Source organism: Vibrio sp. 10N.222.51.C5 (assembly GCF_041474575.1).
In the GTDB taxonomy this organism is placed as follows: Bacteria; Pseudomonadota; Gammaproteobacteria; order Enterobacterales; family Vibrionaceae; genus Vibrio; species Vibrio crassostreae_C.
The window spans coordinates 1-18,667 of record NZ_JBFRUJ010000048.1 but is presented as its reverse complement, the minus strand read 5'-3'; the positions used below and the strand labels follow the sequence as shown (position 1 = coordinate 18,667).

16 protein-coding genes and 1 other RNA gene are annotated in these 18,667 nt (G+C 42.0%); 3 read left to right on the top strand and 14 right to left on the bottom strand.

All coding sequences use genetic code 11. The features are described 5' to 3' along the window. From AB4558_RS15590 to AB4558_RS15545, 10 genes are all read right to left on the bottom strand, one after another. The coding region (locus tag AB4558_RS15590; protein WP_198593722.1) for a peptidoglycan-binding protein at positions 1–1,046 on the bottom strand (1,046 nt) is incomplete at its 3' end. 4 nt (positions 1,047–1,050) lie between these two features. Continuing rightward, the gene (locus AB4558_RS15585; RefSeq protein WP_372110951.1) at positions 1,051–2,676 is read right to left on the bottom strand and encodes a hypothetical protein; all 1,626 of its coding nucleotides are present in this window, start codon (positions 2,674–2,676) and stop codon (positions 1,051–1,053) included. Positions 2,677–2,678: 2 nt separating this feature from the next. After that, the gene (locus AB4558_RS15580; protein ID WP_372110953.1) at positions 2,679–4,022 is read right to left on the bottom strand and encodes an AAA family ATPase; all 1,344 of its coding nucleotides are present in this window, start codon (positions 4,020–4,022) and stop codon (positions 2,679–2,681) included. Between the two features lies 1 nt (position 4,023). Then, entirely contained in the window at positions 4,024–6,516 is a 2,493-nt protein-coding gene (locus tag AB4558_RS15575) for an Hsp70 family protein (protein ID WP_372110955.1), read from the bottom strand. Next, entirely contained in the window at positions 6,513–6,872 is a 360-nt protein-coding gene (locus tag AB4558_RS15570; protein ID WP_372110957.1) for a hypothetical protein, read from the bottom strand. The genes AB4558_RS15575 and AB4558_RS15570 overlap by 4 nt, the downstream gene beginning before the upstream one ends. Positions 6,873–7,651: 779 nt before the next feature. Continuing rightward, positions 7,652–8,290, bottom strand: coding sequence for a gamma-mobile-trio protein GmtX (gene gmtX / locus AB4558_RS15565; protein ID WP_102319972.1), 639 nt, complete (start codon positions 8,288–8,290; stop codon positions 7,652–7,654). Beyond that, the gene (locus AB4558_RS15560; RefSeq protein WP_372158910.1) at positions 8,283–10,871 is read right to left on the bottom strand and encodes a VPA1269 family protein; all 2,589 of its coding nucleotides are present in this window, start codon (positions 10,869–10,871) and stop codon (positions 8,283–8,285) included. Before AB4558_RS15560 ends, gmtX begins: the two co-directional genes overlap by 8 nt. Beyond that, entirely contained in the window at positions 10,868–12,343 is a 1,476-nt protein-coding gene (gmtY, locus tag AB4558_RS15555) for a gamma-mobile-trio recombinase GmtY (RefSeq protein WP_372158909.1), read from the bottom strand. Before gmtY ends, AB4558_RS15560 begins: the two co-directional genes overlap by 4 nt. A gap of 169 nt (positions 12,344–12,512) precedes the next feature. Beyond that, positions 12,513–12,609, bottom strand: an RNA gene (ffs, locus tag AB4558_RS15550) — signal recognition particle sRNA small type. A gap of 196 nt (positions 12,610–12,805) precedes the next feature. Then, on the bottom strand, positions 12,806–13,549 hold the full coding sequence (locus AB4558_RS15545) for a hypothetical protein (RefSeq protein WP_017064066.1): 744 nt from the start codon (positions 13,547–13,549) through the stop codon (positions 12,806–12,808). A gap of 227 nt (positions 13,550–13,776) precedes the next feature. Between AB4558_RS15545 and AB4558_RS15540 the strand changes: the two genes are divergently transcribed. Then, entirely contained in the window at positions 13,777–14,079 is a 303-nt protein-coding gene (locus AB4558_RS15540) for an MGMT family protein (RefSeq protein ID WP_017058952.1), read from the top strand. Between the two features lie 75 nt (positions 14,080–14,154). Here the strand turns inward: AB4558_RS15540 and AB4558_RS15535 are convergent, their stop codons facing one another. After that, positions 14,155–14,595, bottom strand: coding sequence for a YbaY family lipoprotein (locus AB4558_RS15535; protein ID WP_017058951.1), 441 nt, complete (start codon positions 14,593–14,595; stop codon positions 14,155–14,157). Positions 14,596–14,763: 168 nt separating this feature from the next. Here AB4558_RS15535 and tesB point away from each other — a divergent pair, with 168 nt between their 5' ends. Further along, entirely contained in the window at positions 14,764–15,624 is an 861-nt protein-coding gene (gene tesB / locus AB4558_RS15530) for an acyl-CoA thioesterase II (protein WP_029235187.1), read from the top strand. Between the two features lie 133 nt (positions 15,625–15,757). Here tesB and AB4558_RS15525 read toward each other — a convergent pair whose 3' ends face one another. Then, a complete protein-coding gene (locus AB4558_RS15525) occupies positions 15,758–16,423 on the bottom strand; it encodes a hypothetical protein (protein WP_017070264.1) in 666 nt (221 codons plus the stop codon). 89 nt (positions 16,424–16,512) lie between these two features. Then, positions 16,513–16,986 (bottom strand): Lrp/AsnC family transcriptional regulator, encoded by a 474-nt coding sequence (locus AB4558_RS15520; protein ID WP_017078855.1) that lies wholly within the window; start codon positions 16,984–16,986, stop codon positions 16,513–16,515. Between the two features lie 129 nt (positions 16,987–17,115). Between AB4558_RS15520 and AB4558_RS15515 the strand changes: the two genes are divergently transcribed. Continuing rightward, entirely contained in the window at positions 17,116–18,183 is a 1,068-nt protein-coding gene (locus AB4558_RS15515) for a PLP-dependent cysteine synthase family protein (RefSeq protein WP_136978152.1), read from the top strand. A 92-nt stretch (positions 18,184–18,275) separates the two neighbouring features. Here the strand turns inward: AB4558_RS15515 and AB4558_RS15510 are convergent, their stop codons facing one another. Beyond that, the gene (locus AB4558_RS15510; protein WP_004736423.1) at positions 18,276–18,596 is read right to left on the bottom strand and encodes a DUF1244 domain-containing protein; all 321 of its coding nucleotides are present in this window, start codon (positions 18,594–18,596) and stop codon (positions 18,276–18,278) included. Positions 18,597–18,667: the final 71 nt, after the last annotated feature.

Below are 18,667 nucleotides of genomic sequence, written 5' to 3'. Positions count from 1 at the left end.
TCAATTTTGGCATTCGCAGGGATTCCATTATCATTACTCTGATGGTTGTTAGTTTTGACTCCAACATTAAGTGAAGATTTAGATCGCTCTTTGCTCCGAAGCGAAGAAAGTAGTTCTCTATCTACTCTTCCTGTTTGAGCTAAACCCGAGTCACGCTGGAAAACCTTTATCGCACTCGCTGTTCCCGGTCCGTAATCACCATCAATTGGACCAGGCTTATATCCTAGGACGGTTAAAAGTTGTTGTACTTCTCGTGTTAACTGGGCGTTCGGTTTATTTGAAGCGCTCTTAGTTGACACATTCGATGTTTTCTTAAAGCGTTGATCAATTAGTTTTGCCTCTCGTATCGCTTCTGTAGTAATTGTAGACTTGTGTGTTTCTACTTCTCGCTCAGCTTTAGAGAGATCTCGTTGTCGATAGCGATAATTACTACACCTACTATTATAGTCATTAACAATTCGATTGAACTCATCTATACCTCCGTTTGTATCGAAGATATTTCTCATCGCATCAATACGCATGATTTCACGAGTACACCAACGAATCTGCGACACTGAAAGTATATTATTTGAACCGACAGGCGGTTTATTATACTGAAGCTTAGGAGTCTCATTTCTTGGCTTGTTGGTTTTACCTACGACAGACGAACTTCCTAATTGAGAAGCTGTTGGAGTCTTTGCTGTTGGATTGGCTAAACTACTACCGGTAGCAGCCTTAGGTACGGAACTAGGACTATCATTACCCTGACTTATTGCCATGAAAATACCGACAATGAGTAAAAAACCAAATATATACCCCCAACTTATACCCGATTTGTTACCTTCCTGTTGTTCATCTTGTAATGTTCCATCCGTAACTTCTGATTCTGAGCCTACATCTACAGTGTTATCACGCTGTGAACCAGACTGAGTCTTAGATTGGGGCGTTGTTATGGTGTCTGTAGAGGGGTCAGACTGAAAATCAGATTCGACTGAATCAGCTTTGTCTTCACTCTTTGAGTGCAGCTGTGATAAACCACTAAACCCTTTGGGATTCTTATTACTCATTAAACTAATTCACCCCAAAGACTTCACTTAATCGAGAAGCTCTCTTATCCATCATAACGCTAACCAGTGTGCTAAACATATGGTAGTTCGTAGCACTGACATCTAAGCTTGCATTAACTTTACTATCTCCAACAAGACTGTATGTACATTGGCCATTGTATACGTTGGAAGACAAACGACTCCATGGCACCAAAACTGGCTCACTCGCTCGAAGAAACTTTTTCCTGTGTAGAACGAGCCCATCGTCTCGAACACCAATACCAGAAAAATGATCCTTTGCTTTGCACACAATATCAATTGCAAAATTTATCATCAGCTTATAACCAGTACCTTTCCAAAACCTATCTAACAAGGCGCTAAAATGCTCCTGTTTCTTTGTGGTTATTTTGTAAGTACGATTAGTGCCACCATATTCAAATATATAATCTGTCGTTAGGCTTCTGCTTATTACTTGATAGCTATAGAAAGTAATATCTTCAAACCTAACAAAAGCCCCTTTCCAAGAAATACCTGATGCGCTAATCTTCAATTCGTCTTTGAAAGCAAGACCTATCTCAGCGCTATAAGCCATCTCAAGCTCATGTTTTACTTGTTCCCTAGCTTCATTTTCGGCTCTTTGCTGTCTTTCAAACTCAATATCTTTAATGTCGGCAATGTCTTTTTCCACACGCTCTGAAAAGCTGGTTACTTCTCCAAAAAGCTCAAGGCTAATCTCGCTTAGTTTTTTTGTTATGTCATCTTGAAGCATTTCATTGAACATATACAAACTAAGATCGCGAACTTTGTACGCCAATTCTTTGCTCTCTTCATGCTCTAACCCTTTCCCTTGGAAACTAACTTGAATAGGTTGAGCTATTGTATCCCAGCCTCTTAGGCTAGTTATTAGTTTCGATATAAGTTGGTCCAAATGGTCATTCGAGTACTGACTAGTGGTCATTGTCATGATATTTTCAATCAACGACTCAATAGATGCAGTTTCTTCAGCAAGAGCATGCTTTGTGGCCACCTCATAATAATCAACTAGATCTTGAACAAGTGTATAGCACTGCCTAACACCACTCATTGAATTTTTATCAACAATATCAGTTACTAAAGATACCAGCATCTGACTATCCAACCTATCCAATGAGTCTTTAATAGACTGATTGAAGTAGTCCTTTCGCAGATTAACTCCGTCCTCTAGCTGTGAAGTATCACTTAATAATGGGAAACCAGAGTACTTTCTCTCTTGATTAAGCAGAATCATGACTTCATCTAAACGGAGGTGTAAACCTTCAAAAAGGTCCGCTAACCTCAAAATTGAATCTTTGACAAGTTTGTGACTTTCACCTTTGTAAAGACTCAATGATGACGAAATTAAATTCAACTGATCTAGTGCATGTAAATGTCTAAGATCGATAAGATCATTCAGTGATTTAATGGTAAGTTCTCGGAGAACAGTTGGCTCTATAACTCCAATCAACCAACCTAACTCTGACTGAACTCTCAAGCGAGGAGAAACTACTTCACTTAAAAGGTCTCGGTCTGAGTCATTAAACAAACTAAACTCTTCTTCTAACTCTGAAAGTTCAGCTCTAGTATTACGTAATGTTGCGTTTAAGAGAAAGAATGGGTTTTCTTTAATGTTCATAATCACAGAAATCCGATTTTATTTTTATTAATTGAAGGTATCATCGGTAACAATTCAATCGCAGACATTAACTCATTGTGACCAAGTTTACTTATTCTGTCTTTAGCTGCTTTTCTAGCGGCCTCTTTAACTACGAAGTCAATATCTGCCAACGTGCGCCCTATCAAACTATCTATGACTTCATCTTTAATTGCTTTACTTTCAAGTGGTAACCCTTGCGTCAAAAAATTTAATGAAGCCCGGATCTCACTTTCATTTGGAATTCCGATTTCTATCAGATGGTTAAAACGACCTTTACGCTTTAGCGCTGGGTCAATATCTTCGATGAAGTTCGTCATTCCTATAATCAGCACACCAGTATTTATAGCTTCTGGTATCCGTCTTAGAAACTCATTAACCTCTTCCAGCTTATGATCTTTGGCTGTACTTCTATTTGATGTATAGGATTCCATTTCATCGATGAGAATAACGCTAGGTGCGCACCTAATTGCTTCTTCAAATACTTCAGAAATCTTTTTGCTTGTTTCATGAATGTAGGGACTTGCTACTGATGCAGAGTCCACTTTAAAAACTGGCCAGCCCAAGTGATTCACGAGCTTTTCCGCAGCATAAGTTTTCCCGCATCCGGGAGGACCATATAGGATAAAAGATGACGGTCCTTCGATACCCACTTTCCTATAAGAGTCACGGTGGTTTATCACATCGATTATGTACTCATTGACAAACTCTTCCAGTGACTCCCTGCCAAACAGTTCAAACTCGCACAAAGACTCATTCACAGTAGAGTCTGACGGTTCTAACACATAGTCCACACCAGCTAACTCAAAGCACTGTTCAAGCTCAGCATCATTCAACGGAGTTAATTTTGTTACTGCCTTGAAAGAACTGTCCTTAAGGCTCACACCATTTGTTAACCACAACTTATAAGACAGCTCATTGTCAAGATCATTACCTAAATCTAAAGGCAGAAGCACTGAGTACTTTTCTACATAGAGACTATTTTTAGTACTACCTAGTTTTTCTTTCGAATTTAAATAGGCATGAGTGAATGATAGAGCCTGTGAAAAATTAACTAAACCGAGACCAATATCAAAACTAGATACCGAAAAACAATCTTCTATTTCAAAATAATGAAATTCTTCACTCCCCACATCGATAGAACTAAACAAATTTCTGGGTAAATAATCGTTGTTAACCCAGAAGCTGCATAGCTCCTGAGTTGCGACGATAATATTTGTCTTATTATCAAGTTTATATATTGCAGCTGAGTCTACTAAAAGTAACCGTTCAATAATCGCTTCACCAGAAGGTAACCTGTACCGCATTGGCAATAACACGCTGTTCATCTTAGCTTTCTACTATATTAGCAAAGACTGTAGAATCTAGATCAGGAGCACCGCCCACTCGGTTTTGGAACAAATGGAAGTTTACTGTTCTTAACTCATCTATATTGTGATTCTCGATACAATGTATACCTTGCTGCACACATTCATTAAACTTAGCTTTATCAATAAACGCAGCCTCTTCAGAACACAAAACCTTAAACTGCTCAACGACAAACCAGTCTTGCTTATACAGAATTTCAAAATTCTTTGAGCGTAGTTCATCCATTGCCACCTCAAAGTCATGTGACTTACTTGCAATTGCATTTTGGGCAGTATTCATAAGCTTTATAACCACTGCGTGATCTGATTCTTCAGCATACTGTTCAATATATTCACTATAAGTATTTTTCATTTTATCGAACTCTAATGTTCTGATAGTTGATAAGTTCTGACTTCTAACTTTTGACAACTGACGCTTGGCTTCAAGTAGCTTTTCCATTGCTTCCTGAGATTCTTCAGGGGTAACTGCCCTCTGATTCTTTTCTTCTGCCAAAGCCACATTTTCGAATACTCGATTAATTTCATCATTATCTAGAATATCTCGTATCTCGCTAACTCGCTCTTTTAAGCTATCGGCTTCCATAGAAATAATTGCTTTTGAATCAGCATGGTTGATTTGGTTTTCTTGTCGAGAGTAGAAGTTCTTACCTGCGTTAAATACACCGCCAATACATGGTATTGATACCTCTAAATTGATTGCTCCGGAATCAAAAATTTCATAAATACACTCAATGTCAGCCCCCGCTGGTACGACTCCAACTTCAAAATCATGGCCAGAAACTTTCAGCACACCCACTGGTCTGTTGTCTGTTACAGGATCCTCTATGTCACCTTCCCAAAGCTTTATATTTATACTATTGTCCGTGCCTGCTCTAAGAGTTTCTGCAGCCTTAAACATCTTTGTACCTTTAACCGGTAACGAGTCGCCTGATTTGACCAAGTACGACAAACTAGATTTACCACCTAAACTACTCAGTGCTTCGATCGAAATCGAGTGGGATGCTGGTATAGCCTCTACTGTTGCAGATGTTTTTGTAATAGAGATTTGACTATCATTTATTGCTACCGTATTACCTAAAGGGTCAAATACGAACACTTTGAATAGGTTTTCCCCCATAATTCCCAGTGGGACGGTGATCGTTGACATAGCCTCAAGAGCAACTCTACCCGACGTCCAACCAGTGCTGATACTATCGACTTGATATTCATAACCCTCTGCATAGTCATCAAATTTAATTGCTATCTTCGATGCTTTGTTAGGAGTTCTAGCTTGAAATTTGAATACCAAAGATAGTGCCCCCTTAGACTCAATTACCCCTCGAGATGACTTTCTTTCACGATTTTGTGTAGTCCAATCTATTGACTCTGCAAAAATACTTGCGCCTTCAGCTACAGCTGTCATAGGGTTTACTTCGGTTGACCCCTTAATCCCCAATTCAAAACAGACCTTGTCACGAAGCGGCTTGTAATTAGTTGGTCCGCCAACAAATACAACTCTCTCAATATAATCAGGGGTAAGATGTGCTTTTGATAAAGCCTCTCGTGCGGCCTCAACAGACTCTAGAACTAAGTTATTAATTAGATGGTCAAACTCATCTCTAGAAATCTCGATATCTAAATACATCTCTTCACCGTCGAGATCAAACTCTCTGATCTCTGTTTCTGACAATGAAATGACTGCTGCCTCTTTAGATGATAACTCAATCTTAGCCCTCTCGGCCGCATAGTTTGCCATTCTCACCATGGTTGAATACTTAGGATCGACGAGAAAGTTATCAGGCAAATTGAAGTTACTTCTTAACCATGGTTTAACAATTTTATCCATAAGGAGTCGGTCAAAATCACGACCTCCACACATAGCAATGCCACCATGAGATAGAAGATTTACTTTACCTCTGTGGCTTTCTGCAATCGCAATATCAAGGGTGCCACCACCTAAATCGTAAACAAGAAAGGTACCATCCAGTGCCCCTTCTTTCATAACACTCATTACAGCGGCAACCGGCTCTTGCATCAAAGCAACGTTATTTATACCGGCCAAGTTGGCTGCATCAACAGTTGCGTCTTTTTGCATTTGATTAAATGCAGCTGGAACGGTAATAACAACACCGGTTTCTGGGTCTAGTCGAAGCTCTTCATTCAAGTATCCATAGAGCGTTTTCAAAACTTCAGCAGAGCACTGCTCTGGTGTCTTTACTTCATGAACGGCTTTAAATTCTATTGGAGTACTCGTTCCCATCAACCTTTTAAAAAGTACAGCTGAATTACTTGGACTGCGAGCAGCTTGTTCATAAGCTCGTTGTCCAACTAACTTATTGCCTCGTCTATCGAGATATATCGCAGATGGAGTAATGTCATTTTGTTCAGGGCTTTTCCAAATTTTTGTTTTTTGACCATCAAATGATGCTATTGCACTGTTCGTAGTACCCAGATCTATGCCAACAAAGTTTTTCATTTTTTACTCCCAAGAATAACTGTACCCATCTGTTCAATACCCTTCTCACTCATAATCAAAGGAGATAGTACTTGGTCAATATATAACTCTTCACTTTCGTCAAAATCATCAATATTTATCGCAGATACAGCCATGCCAGCATCATAATCTTGACCTTCTAAATCAATAATTTTCAAACCGCTACTCTCCAGCTCATCAGAAATCTTTTTAACAAACCACTTCAACTGACTTTGAAAGCGAGTTTGATCTTTCATAGCCAATTTGGCTAAAACACGCTCATTTGCCTTGGCAAAACGCCAAGACTCGGAAGCAAGTTCAACTAAAGATTTAAAATATGAATTAATAGACTCAGACATAATACTTCCCAAATATGGATGATGGGGTTCTCATAACAACAACCCAAATTATGTACACAATGTATCATATTTTAATTTTGCCGAACATTGTTCTAGGCCATGTTGAATACTGTTCATCTTCCGTACCAACGATTTTGGTAGTGGTCATTGAATCAAAGTCCTTTTAACAGCTCTATCCAAAGTTTCTACCCATGCAGTCTCATACCTGTCTCTTGATCAGAAATCAGTCTAAAAACCCATAAATCCAGTCGTATCCTTGCTCAGATAGTATCCACTAAGTATATCCTGTAGTTTGTCCCAGCCAAGCCACATGGTTCCCCAACTGGCAATGCGTGTCCGTTCACCTAGTTTGGAAATGGCTTCGTATGCCCATTTGAGCATAGGAATTTCGCTAGGTAGCTATAGGGTAGCGTCCGCCTCTCTTGTTAACATTGAATGTATAAAGGTTATTTTGATTTGAACAATTGGAACGAAGAGCAGACTAAGAGAAGAACAGAATCAATAACCAAATTGGCTTATGAACTAATGTAGACGCCTTGACCGATAGTCCGCACACTCCGAAGTTACGTTGAATTTTCCCCCGTGATACAGAACGGGGTTTACGACGAACGCCATTAGATGAATGGATAACTTTTAGTAGGGAAAAAGCCCACGAACAGGGTGTGAATGAGTATTTACTCTAGCTGACAATGGGGCAAAACCTTGTTAGGTGATCCGGTAACCGTTAACTCAACTCACTTCCGGGCAAAGCGTCGTCCACAGCCCTACTTCCCCCACACTTAGATTAATTTAAGCACCCCATTCACATAACCTCGCTGGTAAACCTCTATGCCATTTTCATCTTTAACTTGCCCCGTCGGCATCACAACCCATCTTTTTTCATCCATAAACTCGTCAGAAATGGCAAACCGCAGAGCCTCCACTTCTATTGGTGTCAGCTGATTTGAAGTAGCCGCCACCTGAGGCTGAGATTTAGTAGTCCGGTCTATGACAATATCGGCATTCGCTTTTAATACGTTAAGCTGGTCTCTGTATTTGTTCCTCTCCGCAATTAACGAACCGACAACCGCTCGAATGACTGGATCATCGATAGACTCCAGTATGCGTTGGTCATTATTGTTGAGAAGCTGCTTTTGACGCACCGAGAGTGGCTTCTTACGAGTCGTTCCCGAATAGGCTGCCCACGCATCAATCAATTGCTGAAAATGCTTTCCTGTTCGATTACGAATGGTTTGTGTCGAAGGTCCACCTTGTTCTTGAGATAACTTTCCAATCGTGACAATAGAGAAGTCCAATGACTTCATCTGGCTTTGTTGTTCTAGAATTTGGTGCAATGTTCTTAGCGCTGTCGTTGTGCGGGCTGTTGCTCTTGAGCAAAGCTCTTCTAATACGATATGTGGATCAACGGGGCTAGCCATTTTTAGTCACTCCAACTTTGTTTTTCGATAAATCGGCAAGACGTAAAATATTAATTCCGGTTTGAGATTCAATAGCTTTAACCCCAATCTCCAACAAACCCGCGTCTTGTAAATACGTTTCCGTATCAAGATACGATGCGATGAGACCCATCGCTTTGGTTTTATCAAGTTCTCCTGTCGCTTTGAGCATGGCATTAATCATTGCATTGCCCGCTAACAGTTGCGTTTCATCATCAAGTTGCATCAAAAATGGCATGTAACCCGATTTCATTAGCATTGAATTCAACTTGTTTGAACGATGAGTGATCGCGGGTGTTTTTCTTAAATCATCCCGCAGATCGGCGTAAACTTCTGCGTCATCACACAGTTGTATCAATTGCCTAAATTCAGAGTCTGTATCTAGAAAGCTAAAGAAGGGAGAGATCTCGGCATGTGAGCCCATTGCGACGACTTTATCCGCTGTATCTTCTGGCAGGCGCTGCTCTTCGATATTAATGAGCTTACGAATGATCTGAAAACACGCGACTAAGTCTTTACAGTATTCATCCGCACCAATTTTTTGCTTTTCAATGCGTCGATCTATTTGATGCAAATACTCGTATTTTTTGAAAGGCTCATTATTCACCTCACAAAAGTACTCTTCATCCAACAACTCAGCTTGCTCAGCTTCTAATTCTGCTGCGATTTTGGCTGATTCAGAGGCGTGATAGCTAAGGTTGTTAAAGTGAGCGGTTAATGAATGGATGTATTTGATGTCGGTGATAAACCAGCGACAACGGACGCAATTTTCAATTCCATGAGGAACAGGGCCATACAAGTCCGCTTGATTACGATTCGCTTTTTTTAGTTTTTCACCACCATTCCAGCAACCTGCAATCGAAGTGTTTTCCACAAGGGGCGTGGTATTCCCTCCTGCTAAACAAATACCTATCGCTTTTTCCTGCCATCCTGCGGGGTTCCTCACCCTTAGTACCGTGCGCAGCGACTCAATATCTGTATAAGCGGATTTTAAGCCGATCTGCTCTATCGATTTATTGACCAAAAATGAATGCAAGCTTGCGTCGTTTTGTTCTTCAATTTTGCTTTCTGCCACCTGCATTTTTTTCGCCATCATCACAGGCGAGATCTTAGTGTAATGCATCGTCATGATGAGCCTACTGTGACCCACCAGTAATTTGGATAATACCGGCGCGGGGATTTCCCCTTCGATGGTGTAGCAAGTGATAAGCGAGACACGTAATGAATGCAGTGGGAAGAACGTCTTACGATGATTGGTAGGGTCAATAAAATTAACTTTACTACCGTCCGTTAATTTATGGTCATCTTCATGAACATCCTGTTCGAGTTGCGCCATTAAATTAACCCAAAGTGTATTCAAATACCCTTGGGTTATCGGCAATTTCTTTTCACTATTTATGGTGGCGGCGGCATTGCGGAACAAAAAACAAATGTTGCCAATTTCATTGCGCTGAATATCAGTTTTTGTGCTTCCAAAATGTTTGTAATCAAGCTGATGAATAGAGGTTGCTTCCGTAATAGGGTTGTATTTCTGTTGCCAGTTGCGCAGTTTTTCTAGCCAATATAAGACCTCTTCATGCTGCCAAGGGATCACATAGCCTCGCGTGATTTCATCCTTATTCTTATCAGCGGTCTTATTAGTATTAATGTAAAGACCTGTCATCACATCGCCAATGTCTGGTGTGATGATTCGGTGAAATACACCTTTTTGCCAAGGGTGCTTTTCACTGCCTTCAACAAAATCATTCATTTCGTTAGCAACCCAACTTCCACTTTCGTAGCGCCACGTATCGGCTTCACCAGAATCAAGCATACGAACCTGAAAAGTACGTAATGGAAGTTGCAATTTTAGGTACAGTGCCATTGCGCGAACGGGGGACCAAATCACATAAAAATGCTCACCTTTCTTAAACGGTTTTAGCACTCCATCAATTCTAATACTGCGAGGCTTATCTACTTTGATTTTCCGCCATACAAAATCAGGGTCATCTTTATCAATGACAGAGCCGTCAACAATAAACCAGTCTCTTTGATGCCGGCCATTCAATATAAATGCGTCACTTTGCTCAATCGCCCATTTCCAGTCTGAAAAGTTTCCCCTTTCAATCGGACAAAGAGTTTTTCGCAACCGTTTAATGTAGGTATAAGGTAAAGCGTTGTAGACCGTTTCTTGATTTTTAACTGGATTAGACCCCTTTTGAAAAGGGTTTTTGAACATAGCAACCAACTCACCGTCATCATCCGGTTGCGAGTAATATGTGGTTATCACCCAATCGATAAACGAGCACACCTCATTGTTTTGTCGAACCCTGTAGCCTTCCGACAATTCGAATTGACCGAGAAACTGATCATAATCTTGCGGACCCATTTCGAAAAACTCGACGGGATCAATAATAAATTTCGGAACTAAGTATTCATCCAAAAACCGGTCCAATGCATTCTTCTTATGATCAATGCCATACTTCTTTTGATGCAACCACGTCGCCGCAACCTCTCGCCACGTATCCCAACCCGAACCATTCTTTTCGGTGAACCAATTAAATTCATAGTCTATTGATTTCATTTAGTTCGTTTCCCAAATTTTGGCGCTTTACCTGAAAACAAACCGTCGGGATCAATATCTTCGAACCCAGATTCCATAATGGTTTCCCAACTCAGTTCAACATCTTGCTTGAAGTTCGCATACTGCTGACCATCAAGCTTCTGCGTGGCACGCTCGCAAGCAAGTGTGACATCACGGACGCCTGGTTGGGTGTAGATCGACTGAGATAATAGAGAAGAGTGATGCAGTGCTTTCTTAATGAATCGCACATCTACCCCTGCATTAGACATGCGTCTTCCATAGGCATGGCGATGTCCATGAGGTGAACGACCTTCTGGCTTCGATGTGATTTGACCAATTCTGCCCATACCCGCCGCATAGCTTTGGTTGAATGCATTGAGTGTTAATGCGTTACCCAGTTGCTTTCTAGCAAAAGAAACAAAGGCGTAAGGGTGATTTCGCTGAATAGGAAGCAAGGCCATTAAATATTGCTGCCATAAATAAGCAAACACTTCCCCGTAATAAGAGGGAAACCAATGAAGTTGAATGTAGTTATCATCATGATCGACCACCTTGGTTTTCCAACCGACTCTGGCGGTGCCCGTAAGTTTATTGCGTGGTGTTAGATGGTACTTTTCAGCGAGATAGGCCGAGCGGGTACTTTGCCGTTTTCTGCCGACCCAATGGTTGGGAGCTTTGCCATCTTCAGGATGGTATAAACGAACGGTCACACTGTCAGAGTTCATTGGATCAAGAAACACATCATCAACCCACAAGTGCAGGGCATCACTTTCTCTAACCCCAGCCCCGTGCATCAACAGTAAAATCAATTGATCGCGAATAGCCACTCTTGAATCTCTCGCGCTGCCGACACCGTCGATAAAAAATGCTTTAAATAGCTGTTCGGGAAACGAAATCGCATCACCGTCTACTTTAATCACATCTTTTTTCCCGCGAACTTTCCTCACTCTTTTCAGTAGCTCTGTAGGCGCATTTTTTTTGATATGACCAAGAAAATCATGTTGATTTCTTTTATGCCACGCCGCGTAATTCAGTCGCTCTTGGTGAGTGGTTGCTTCTTCAAAGTCGTTAAGACTGCTTGTATTTTTATGGATAGAGAGCCAATCCGTTAAGCCGTTCAATGCCGACAGGAGTTGGTTGACGTTAGAAACTGACCTCGGTAACCAAAACAAACCTGAGGAATCAAATCCTTCTTTGTCGATAGTGCCTGATGAGAGTCGTTGCACAAAAGATTGAAATAGGAGGCTTGGCTCTGAGAATAGTCCCCGATTGGCTTCCATGTATTCCAGTAATAACTGGCATGCAAACACAACTCGGTTCATCCAAGGAAGGCTTTTGATGTGAGACTGACTAACTATGTACTCAAGCAGGGGATCGAACACGCCCTGATCTGTCATTAATACAGGGATGTCGAGCATTAAACCTGAGTGGTCAATTTTGACCTGAGCTTGAACTTTGACGATCGCAGACATCCAACACCACATCAAACGAAACTGGTATTAGTAAGTATAGTAGAGGAATTGCTATTGATCTAATGGAATAGAGATTAAGGGTAGAAGGTGAAACTGAGTACTTTAAGGGGATTTAGTATAGAAAGAAGTGCTATAGATATAACATATATTGCAGGCTTCATAAGGGGTGGGAACCTAGCCACATCCCGGCACACAAGTCACTCGCTGCGGCTGCTCCCTTCCAGGCCTGACCGAGTTCACGAGCTATTGTTGCGGGAGGACCAGGCCCCCATAGATTCGTTTTCTAAGAGGCTTGCCTCAAAGAGTGATTGGATTATTAAGCATCACAGCAACCATTGCAAGCCCTTCCACCCTATTTTTGAACAATTGCGGTCTAAGTGCTTATCCTTTATTCAAACCACTATAAAATCGCAGGTAAATTCACCATTTACCTGCATTTGGAAGGTTTGGATTGCTGGAGTACTAGATATCGATATCTTCGTTATCTTCTGTGCGAATGATGTAGTCTGTCATCCACGCGGTGCCTAATAGACACAACCATACTACAAAAACTGGACTAGGTACTTCGATACTTGGGGTAATCACCAAAGCCGCAAAACCAACCGTTGGCAGTGTCCAACATAATAGTTTATTCCAGCGGAAGGTTTTCAAGCGCGTCAGCGTTTCCATCGATGCCATGATGCCCGTTACACACAAGGCAACCAAAGCGGCATAAGGTAAATCGGCTATCCATAATGGAAGTATTAAGCCTAATGACCACCAGCTGTGTCGGCTAGCAGGCTTAAGATGATTTGCCGCCCACCAAATCACGATGATTGATAAGGTTTGAAGTGTGGTAACCCACGGGACGCCTTCAAGCTTGCCTGCTGATTGTGTCACCATGATCCCGACCTGCAAAGTAGTCACAATCAAGCCGGAAATAATCACGACCGACAAACTACTGCGTCTTGAAAAGACCACCATCAATAGCGGGAACAGTACCCACGCACTGACAGACAGCGTGATAGGCTGCAAAGGAAGGGTTAGACCATAAGTGGTCATGGAAACAAGCAAAGCTAATCCTGCTATGCCTCCCTGCGGTAAAATCCATAAGGCAGGAATGACCATTGCAAGCACCGGGATATCTCCCTCACTTAAACTGATTGCTCTCGCGCAAACAACCGCTAATAATGTGGTGATCAAGAACTGAAACGTTGTAAATACCATAGCCCTCTCCTTCTACCGATCCGTGGTACCATACCAATCGTAGTAATTAACTGGTCACCCTAGCTTGTTAAAAAACTCGATAACCTCGTTAGATTTTTTGATTGTAGAATAACTACTTATCAAAGCTTCTTATCAAAAAGAGCTGCCTTGCTCTCAAGCTTTTTCCCTGCGCTTTTTTTGAACACTTATTTACTGTGATTGGTATTTATGAACTAGGAACATTTAGTATGGACCAATTTTTGAGCCAAATCTTTGCTGTGATTCACCAAATTCCATATGGGAAAGTAACAACTTATGGAGACATAGCACGTTTTTCAGGATTTCCAGGCTATGCGCGCCATGTTGGTAAAGCGCTGGGTAACCTGCCAGAAGGTAGCAAACTGCCTTGGTATCGAGTGATAAACAGCAAGGGTGAAATATCTTTAAAGGCTGATTCGTTCGACAGACAAAAGCAGCATTTGGTTAAAGAAGGGGTTGAGGTGAGTGATGCAGGAAAAGTTAAACTCAGAATATACAAATGGCAGCCCTAGAGCTGCCACTAATCGTCAATTCAACTGGCTAAGTTAAGCCAATCAAGATGCCTTAACAGTGGCATCGATTTCTGATTAACGAACACCAACCAAACGTAGGTCTGCTTGCTGTGTATTTTCTACATCAGTAATTACTGACTTAATCGTGTCCGTTATGAAACGCAGTTTACCGTCAACATGAATCGATGCGCGCATGTTGTAACGGTGGTTAGCTTTAATTTTGTCGTTGTCGTAGCTCAGCTCGAATGCGAACGGTACTTGCTTACCGTCTGTGGTGAACTCTTGAGTTGCGATAACCGTCGATGGTGCATCAGCCAGTGAGATATCTTCTAGCGTAACGGTAACCACTGCATTCTCTGGCAATGCAATTCTTTCACGGTAGCTTACTGTTCCTGAAATCACTTGAGTGTTCTCTGCAACCACTTCTTGAGAAGCGCTCGTTTCTGATGTTGCTTGGCAACCAACAAGTAGGCCAAACGATACTAAAGACGTAATAAGAATTAGAGCCTTTTTCATATTCAATTTCTCTCAACATGTTTGCCGGACTCGGCAAATCTACTCACCAATTATAAGAGAGCTTTCATATTCTGTCTTGAAACCCTATGATTTATTGACAGATATCTGACTAAGCTAAATGATTAACACCATAATCTGACACCCATTTTACGAAGAGGAATGCTGGCGATGAGTCAACCTTTACAAGAATTACTAAGTTTACTTCAGCTAGAAAAACTGGAAGAAGGTTTATTCCGTGGGCAAAGTGAGAACCTAGGCCTACCACAGGTATACGGCGGTCAGGTATTGGGACAAGCGCTTTCTGCTGCTCGTTATACCGTTCAAGACGACCGTAGTGTTCACTCGTTCCACAGTTATTTTCTGTTTCCCGGCGATCCTGAAAAGCCAATCATTTACGATGTTGAGAACCTACGAGATGGACGCAGCTTTAGCACACGCCGTGTAAAAGCGATTCAAAATGGCCGCCCTATTTTCTATCTCACTGCTTCTTATCATGGCGATGCGCCAGGGTTTGAGCACCAGATTTCAATGCCTGATATTCCGGGACCAGAGAACTTTGCCTCAGAAACTGAATTAGCGAGCCACATTGCGGAATTCTTACCAGAGAAACTGCGCAAAACCTTCTGTGGCGAAAAGCCGATTGAGATGCGTCCGGTGACGGTGGTAAACCCACTGAAACCTAAGAAGACGGAAGCGAAACAATACCTTTGGGTAAGAGCGAATGGCGCGATGCCAGACAACCACTTGATCCACCAATACCTGCTTGCCTACGCATCGGATTGGGGATTCTTAGTGACGGCGCTTCACCCACATGAAGTCTCTATCATGACGCCAAATTTTCAAGTGGCGACGATTGACCACTCAATCTGGTTCCACCGCCCATTCAAAATGGACGAATGGCTGCTTTATGCGATTGAAAGCCCAACGGCAGCGAACACTCGCGGCCTAGTGCGCGGCGAGATCTTCAACCAGAAAGGTGAGCTGGTAGCGACAGCAGTACAAGAAGGTGTGATGCGTTTTACTAAATAGCACTCAAATAAATAGCGGATAAACGCTTCTTACAAGCCCCAAATACGCACAAACAAAAAGAGGCTAGGTTTAATACCTAGCCTCTTTCTTTAATGACGCTTAAGAAAACTCGTCACGCAAAAATCAATAAAACCTACTCAACTTCTAACGTTGGCTCAAACTCGCCTTGAACTCGCGTTTTAATGCCATCACCTGCGTCTCGTAGAAGGTTAAATGGCGATAACACTACGCCTTTCACCGCGCCCTCAGCGGCTCCCTGAGCGAGTTCCTTACTCTTATCAGCTAACAAATTAGCTTGTGCCAAAATACCTGGGACTTCCGCTCGTAGCATTTCAGATTCCGTGACGATGACAGGAATAGTCTGTTCGCGGTAAGACTTACTTTCAGCGAGCATTGGTGGCATTACGTCTACGCGGTATCTCTTTAATTCAGTTAATGTTGGTGGAATAACATCGGTTCTTACCTGCTCGACTTCCGTTCGAACATTTTTCACTTCATCTAATATCGCTGGGATTTTGTTGTCGACCGAGGCTACGGTTTGATTCACATCATCGATCGTCTTTCTAACTTCTTCGACAGTGTTTAACACCTGAGGAGCAAGATCGCTGACATGTTCTGCAAGCGCTAATAGCTCTTCTACTTTGAGCCCTTTGGTGAGGCCCGATATGTCTTCGATAACTTGCGGGTAAGTATCAACGATTTCACCGACTTTATTAGTCAATGAGTAGATGGTGTAACCCAAGTAAAAAATGGCGACCGCCAGTACCAGCTGGATAGCGGTAGATACTTTTGCAAACATGAATAATCCTTTTCTTTATCGCAGAGACGAGATCTAAACTGAGAAGATAGTTAAACTAAAGCGATAGTTAATCTATTACTAGGCGCAGCTTAAAGCGGCAATGCTGTCGTGTACTTCAATGGTTCCATCGCAAACGTCGAGGTCACATTAGAGATACCGTCAATGCTATTCACCAAGCGCTTGTAGAAATCATCAAAACACTTCATGTCTTTAACCTGAACCTTCATCATATAGTCATATTCGCCAGCCATACGATAAAACTCCATCACTTCTGGAAACTCCGACACAGTATTCACAAAACGACCATACCACTCGTGAGAATGATCACTGGTTTTAATCAATACGAACGCGGTAAAAGAAAGATCGAGCTTTTCTGGGTTCAGCAGCGCGACTCTTTTCTCAATAATGCCATTCTCTTCGAGGCGCTTAAGCCTTTTCCAGCAAGGCGTTGTGGTGAGATTGACCGCTTCAGAAATGTCATTCAATGACAGGGTGCTGTCTTCTTGCAGTAACCCTAATATTTTTTTATCTACGGCATCTATCACACTTTCACCAAATCGCATTTAAAGAGAATAATTTTCTACAATTTAAGCAAAACAAAGCAAATATGGCAAAGTTTTTCTCTCCGATTATAGATAAATTAGAACCATACCAATTACAAAGAATTCCTACACTCGATCAGGAGAACGTTTATGTGCACTGACCATCAATGGATTAACAACGCGATTCGTAAAATTGAAGCGGACTACCAACGCTCAGCGGATACGCACCTTATCAAGCTCGATCTACCAAGTATCGAAGGCATTGATGTTTACCTTAAAGATGAAAGCACACACCCTACAGGCTCTTTAAAGCACCGTTTAGCGCGTTCTCTCTTCTTATACGCTATCTGTAACGGTTGGGTTGGCCCAGAAACCACGATCATTGAATCTTCATCGGGCAGTACTGCGGTGTCTGAAGCTTACTTCGCTCGCCTACTTGGCCTTCCATTTATCGCGGTAATGCCAAAATGCACAGCGAAGAAAAAGATCGAGCAAATTGAATTCTACGGCGGCCAAGCGCATCTTGTGGACCGCTCAGATGAAATTTACGATGAGTCTCGCCGTTTAGCAGAAGAATTGAATGGTCACTACATGGATCAATTTACTTACGCTGAGCGCGCAACCGACTGGCGTGGTAACAACAACATCGCGAACTCGATTTTCAATCAAATGCAGATGGAAGATCACCCAGTTCCGGCTTGGGTAGTAATGAGCCCAGGTACTGGCGGTACTTCAGCGACGATTGGCCGTTTCATTCGCTACCAACAACATGAAACTAAGCTTTGTGTTGTGGACCCTGAGAACTCTGTATTCCACGAATACTTCCAAACAGGCAATGCGAACGTGAAATGTAGTACATTCAGCAAGATTGAAGGCATTGGTCGCCCACGAGCAGAACCAAGCTTCATTCCTGGTGTGGTTGACGAAATGCGTAAAATCCCAGACGCAGCAAGTATCGCAACGACACATTGGTTATCTGACATTCTTGGTCGCAAGGTTGGCGCATCAACCGGTACTAACATGTACGGTGTGCTTCAGCTAGCCAGTGAAATGAAAGCTCGTGGAGAAAAAGGTTCTATCGTGACTTTGCTATGTGATAGCGGTGAACGTTACCTAGACACTTACTTCAATGACGAGTGGGTAAATCTGAATATCGGTGACCTACAGCCGTACGCGGCGAAGTTAGAAGCTTTCTCGCAAACGGGTGAGTTGGCTTAAATACAGAGCAAGCACCGACTCCAAACTAAAAAGAGCCTTGATGGGCTCTTTTTGTTTATTCATTCTATTAATCAACCACCAACGAGAACAAATTACTCTGGCTTCTGCTTCGCTTCAAATGCCGCTAGTTGTTCAGGCGTCGCTTTTGGCTGATGGTTTTGTTTCCACTCATCGTAAGTCATGCCATATACGCGCTCACGAGCGTCATCGATATCCAAGTCTAAGCCTTGTTGCTCTGCTTCCGCTTTGTACCATTTACTGAAACAGTTTCGGCAGAAGCCAGCCAAGATCATAAGGTCGATGTTCTGAACATCCTTATTATTATCTAAGTGTGCTAGCAGACGACGAAAGGTTGCTGCATCTAGCTTATCTTGTTCTTCTTGAGAAAGATCTTTGTATTTAAATTCAGCCACTTTACTTTCCTTTATTCGATTTATTGTATTAATTCGTTGAGCTCTGTTTGTTTGTCTCGTCCTAAAATACG

Excerpts from the sequence above, each read along its gene's own strand:
- AB4558_RS15585 (WP_372110951.1), bottom strand. The coding sequence starts at position 2,676 with ATGAACATTAAAGAAAACCCATTCTTTCTCTTAAACGCAACATTACGT.
- AB4558_RS15580 (WP_372110953.1), bottom strand. The coding sequence starts at position 4,022 with ATGAACAGCGTGTTATTGCCAATGCGGTACAGGTTACCTTCTGGTGAA.
- AB4558_RS15575 (WP_372110955.1), bottom strand. The coding sequence starts at position 6,516 with ATGAAAAACTTTGTTGGCATAGATCTGGGTACTACGAACAGTGCAATA.
- AB4558_RS15570 (WP_372110957.1), bottom strand. The coding sequence starts at position 6,872 with ATGTCTGAGTCTATTAATTCATATTTTAAATCTTTAGTTGAACTTGCT.
- gmtX (WP_102319972.1), bottom strand. The coding sequence starts at position 8,290 with ATGGCTAGCCCCGTTGATCCACATATCGTATTAGAAGAGCTTTGCTCA.
- AB4558_RS15560 (WP_372158910.1), bottom strand. The coding sequence starts at position 10,871 with ATGAAATCAATAGACTATGAATTTAATTGGTTCACCGAAAAGAATGGT.
- gmtY (WP_372158909.1), bottom strand. The coding sequence starts at position 12,343 with ATGTCTGCGATCGTCAAAGTTCAAGCTCAGGTCAAAATTGACCACTCA.
- AB4558_RS15545 (WP_017064066.1), bottom strand. The coding sequence starts at position 13,549 with ATGGTATTTACAACGTTTCAGTTCTTGATCACCACATTATTAGCGGTT.
- AB4558_RS15540 (WP_017058952.1), top strand. The coding sequence starts at position 13,777 with ATGGACCAATTTTTGAGCCAAATCTTTGCTGTGATTCACCAAATTCCA.
- AB4558_RS15535 (WP_017058951.1), bottom strand. The coding sequence starts at position 14,595 with ATGAAAAAGGCTCTAATTCTTATTACGTCTTTAGTATCGTTTGGCCTA.
- tesB (WP_029235187.1), top strand. The coding sequence starts at position 14,764 with ATGAGTCAACCTTTACAAGAATTACTAAGTTTACTTCAGCTAGAAAAA.
- AB4558_RS15525 (WP_017070264.1), bottom strand. The coding sequence starts at position 16,423 with ATGTTTGCAAAAGTATCTACCGCTATCCAGCTGGTACTGGCGGTCGCC.
- AB4558_RS15520 (WP_017078855.1), bottom strand. The coding sequence starts at position 16,986 with ATGCGATTTGGTGAAAGTGTGATAGATGCCGTAGATAAAAAAATATTA.
- AB4558_RS15515 (WP_136978152.1), top strand. The coding sequence starts at position 17,116 with ATGTGCACTGACCATCAATGGATTAACAACGCGATTCGTAAAATTGAA.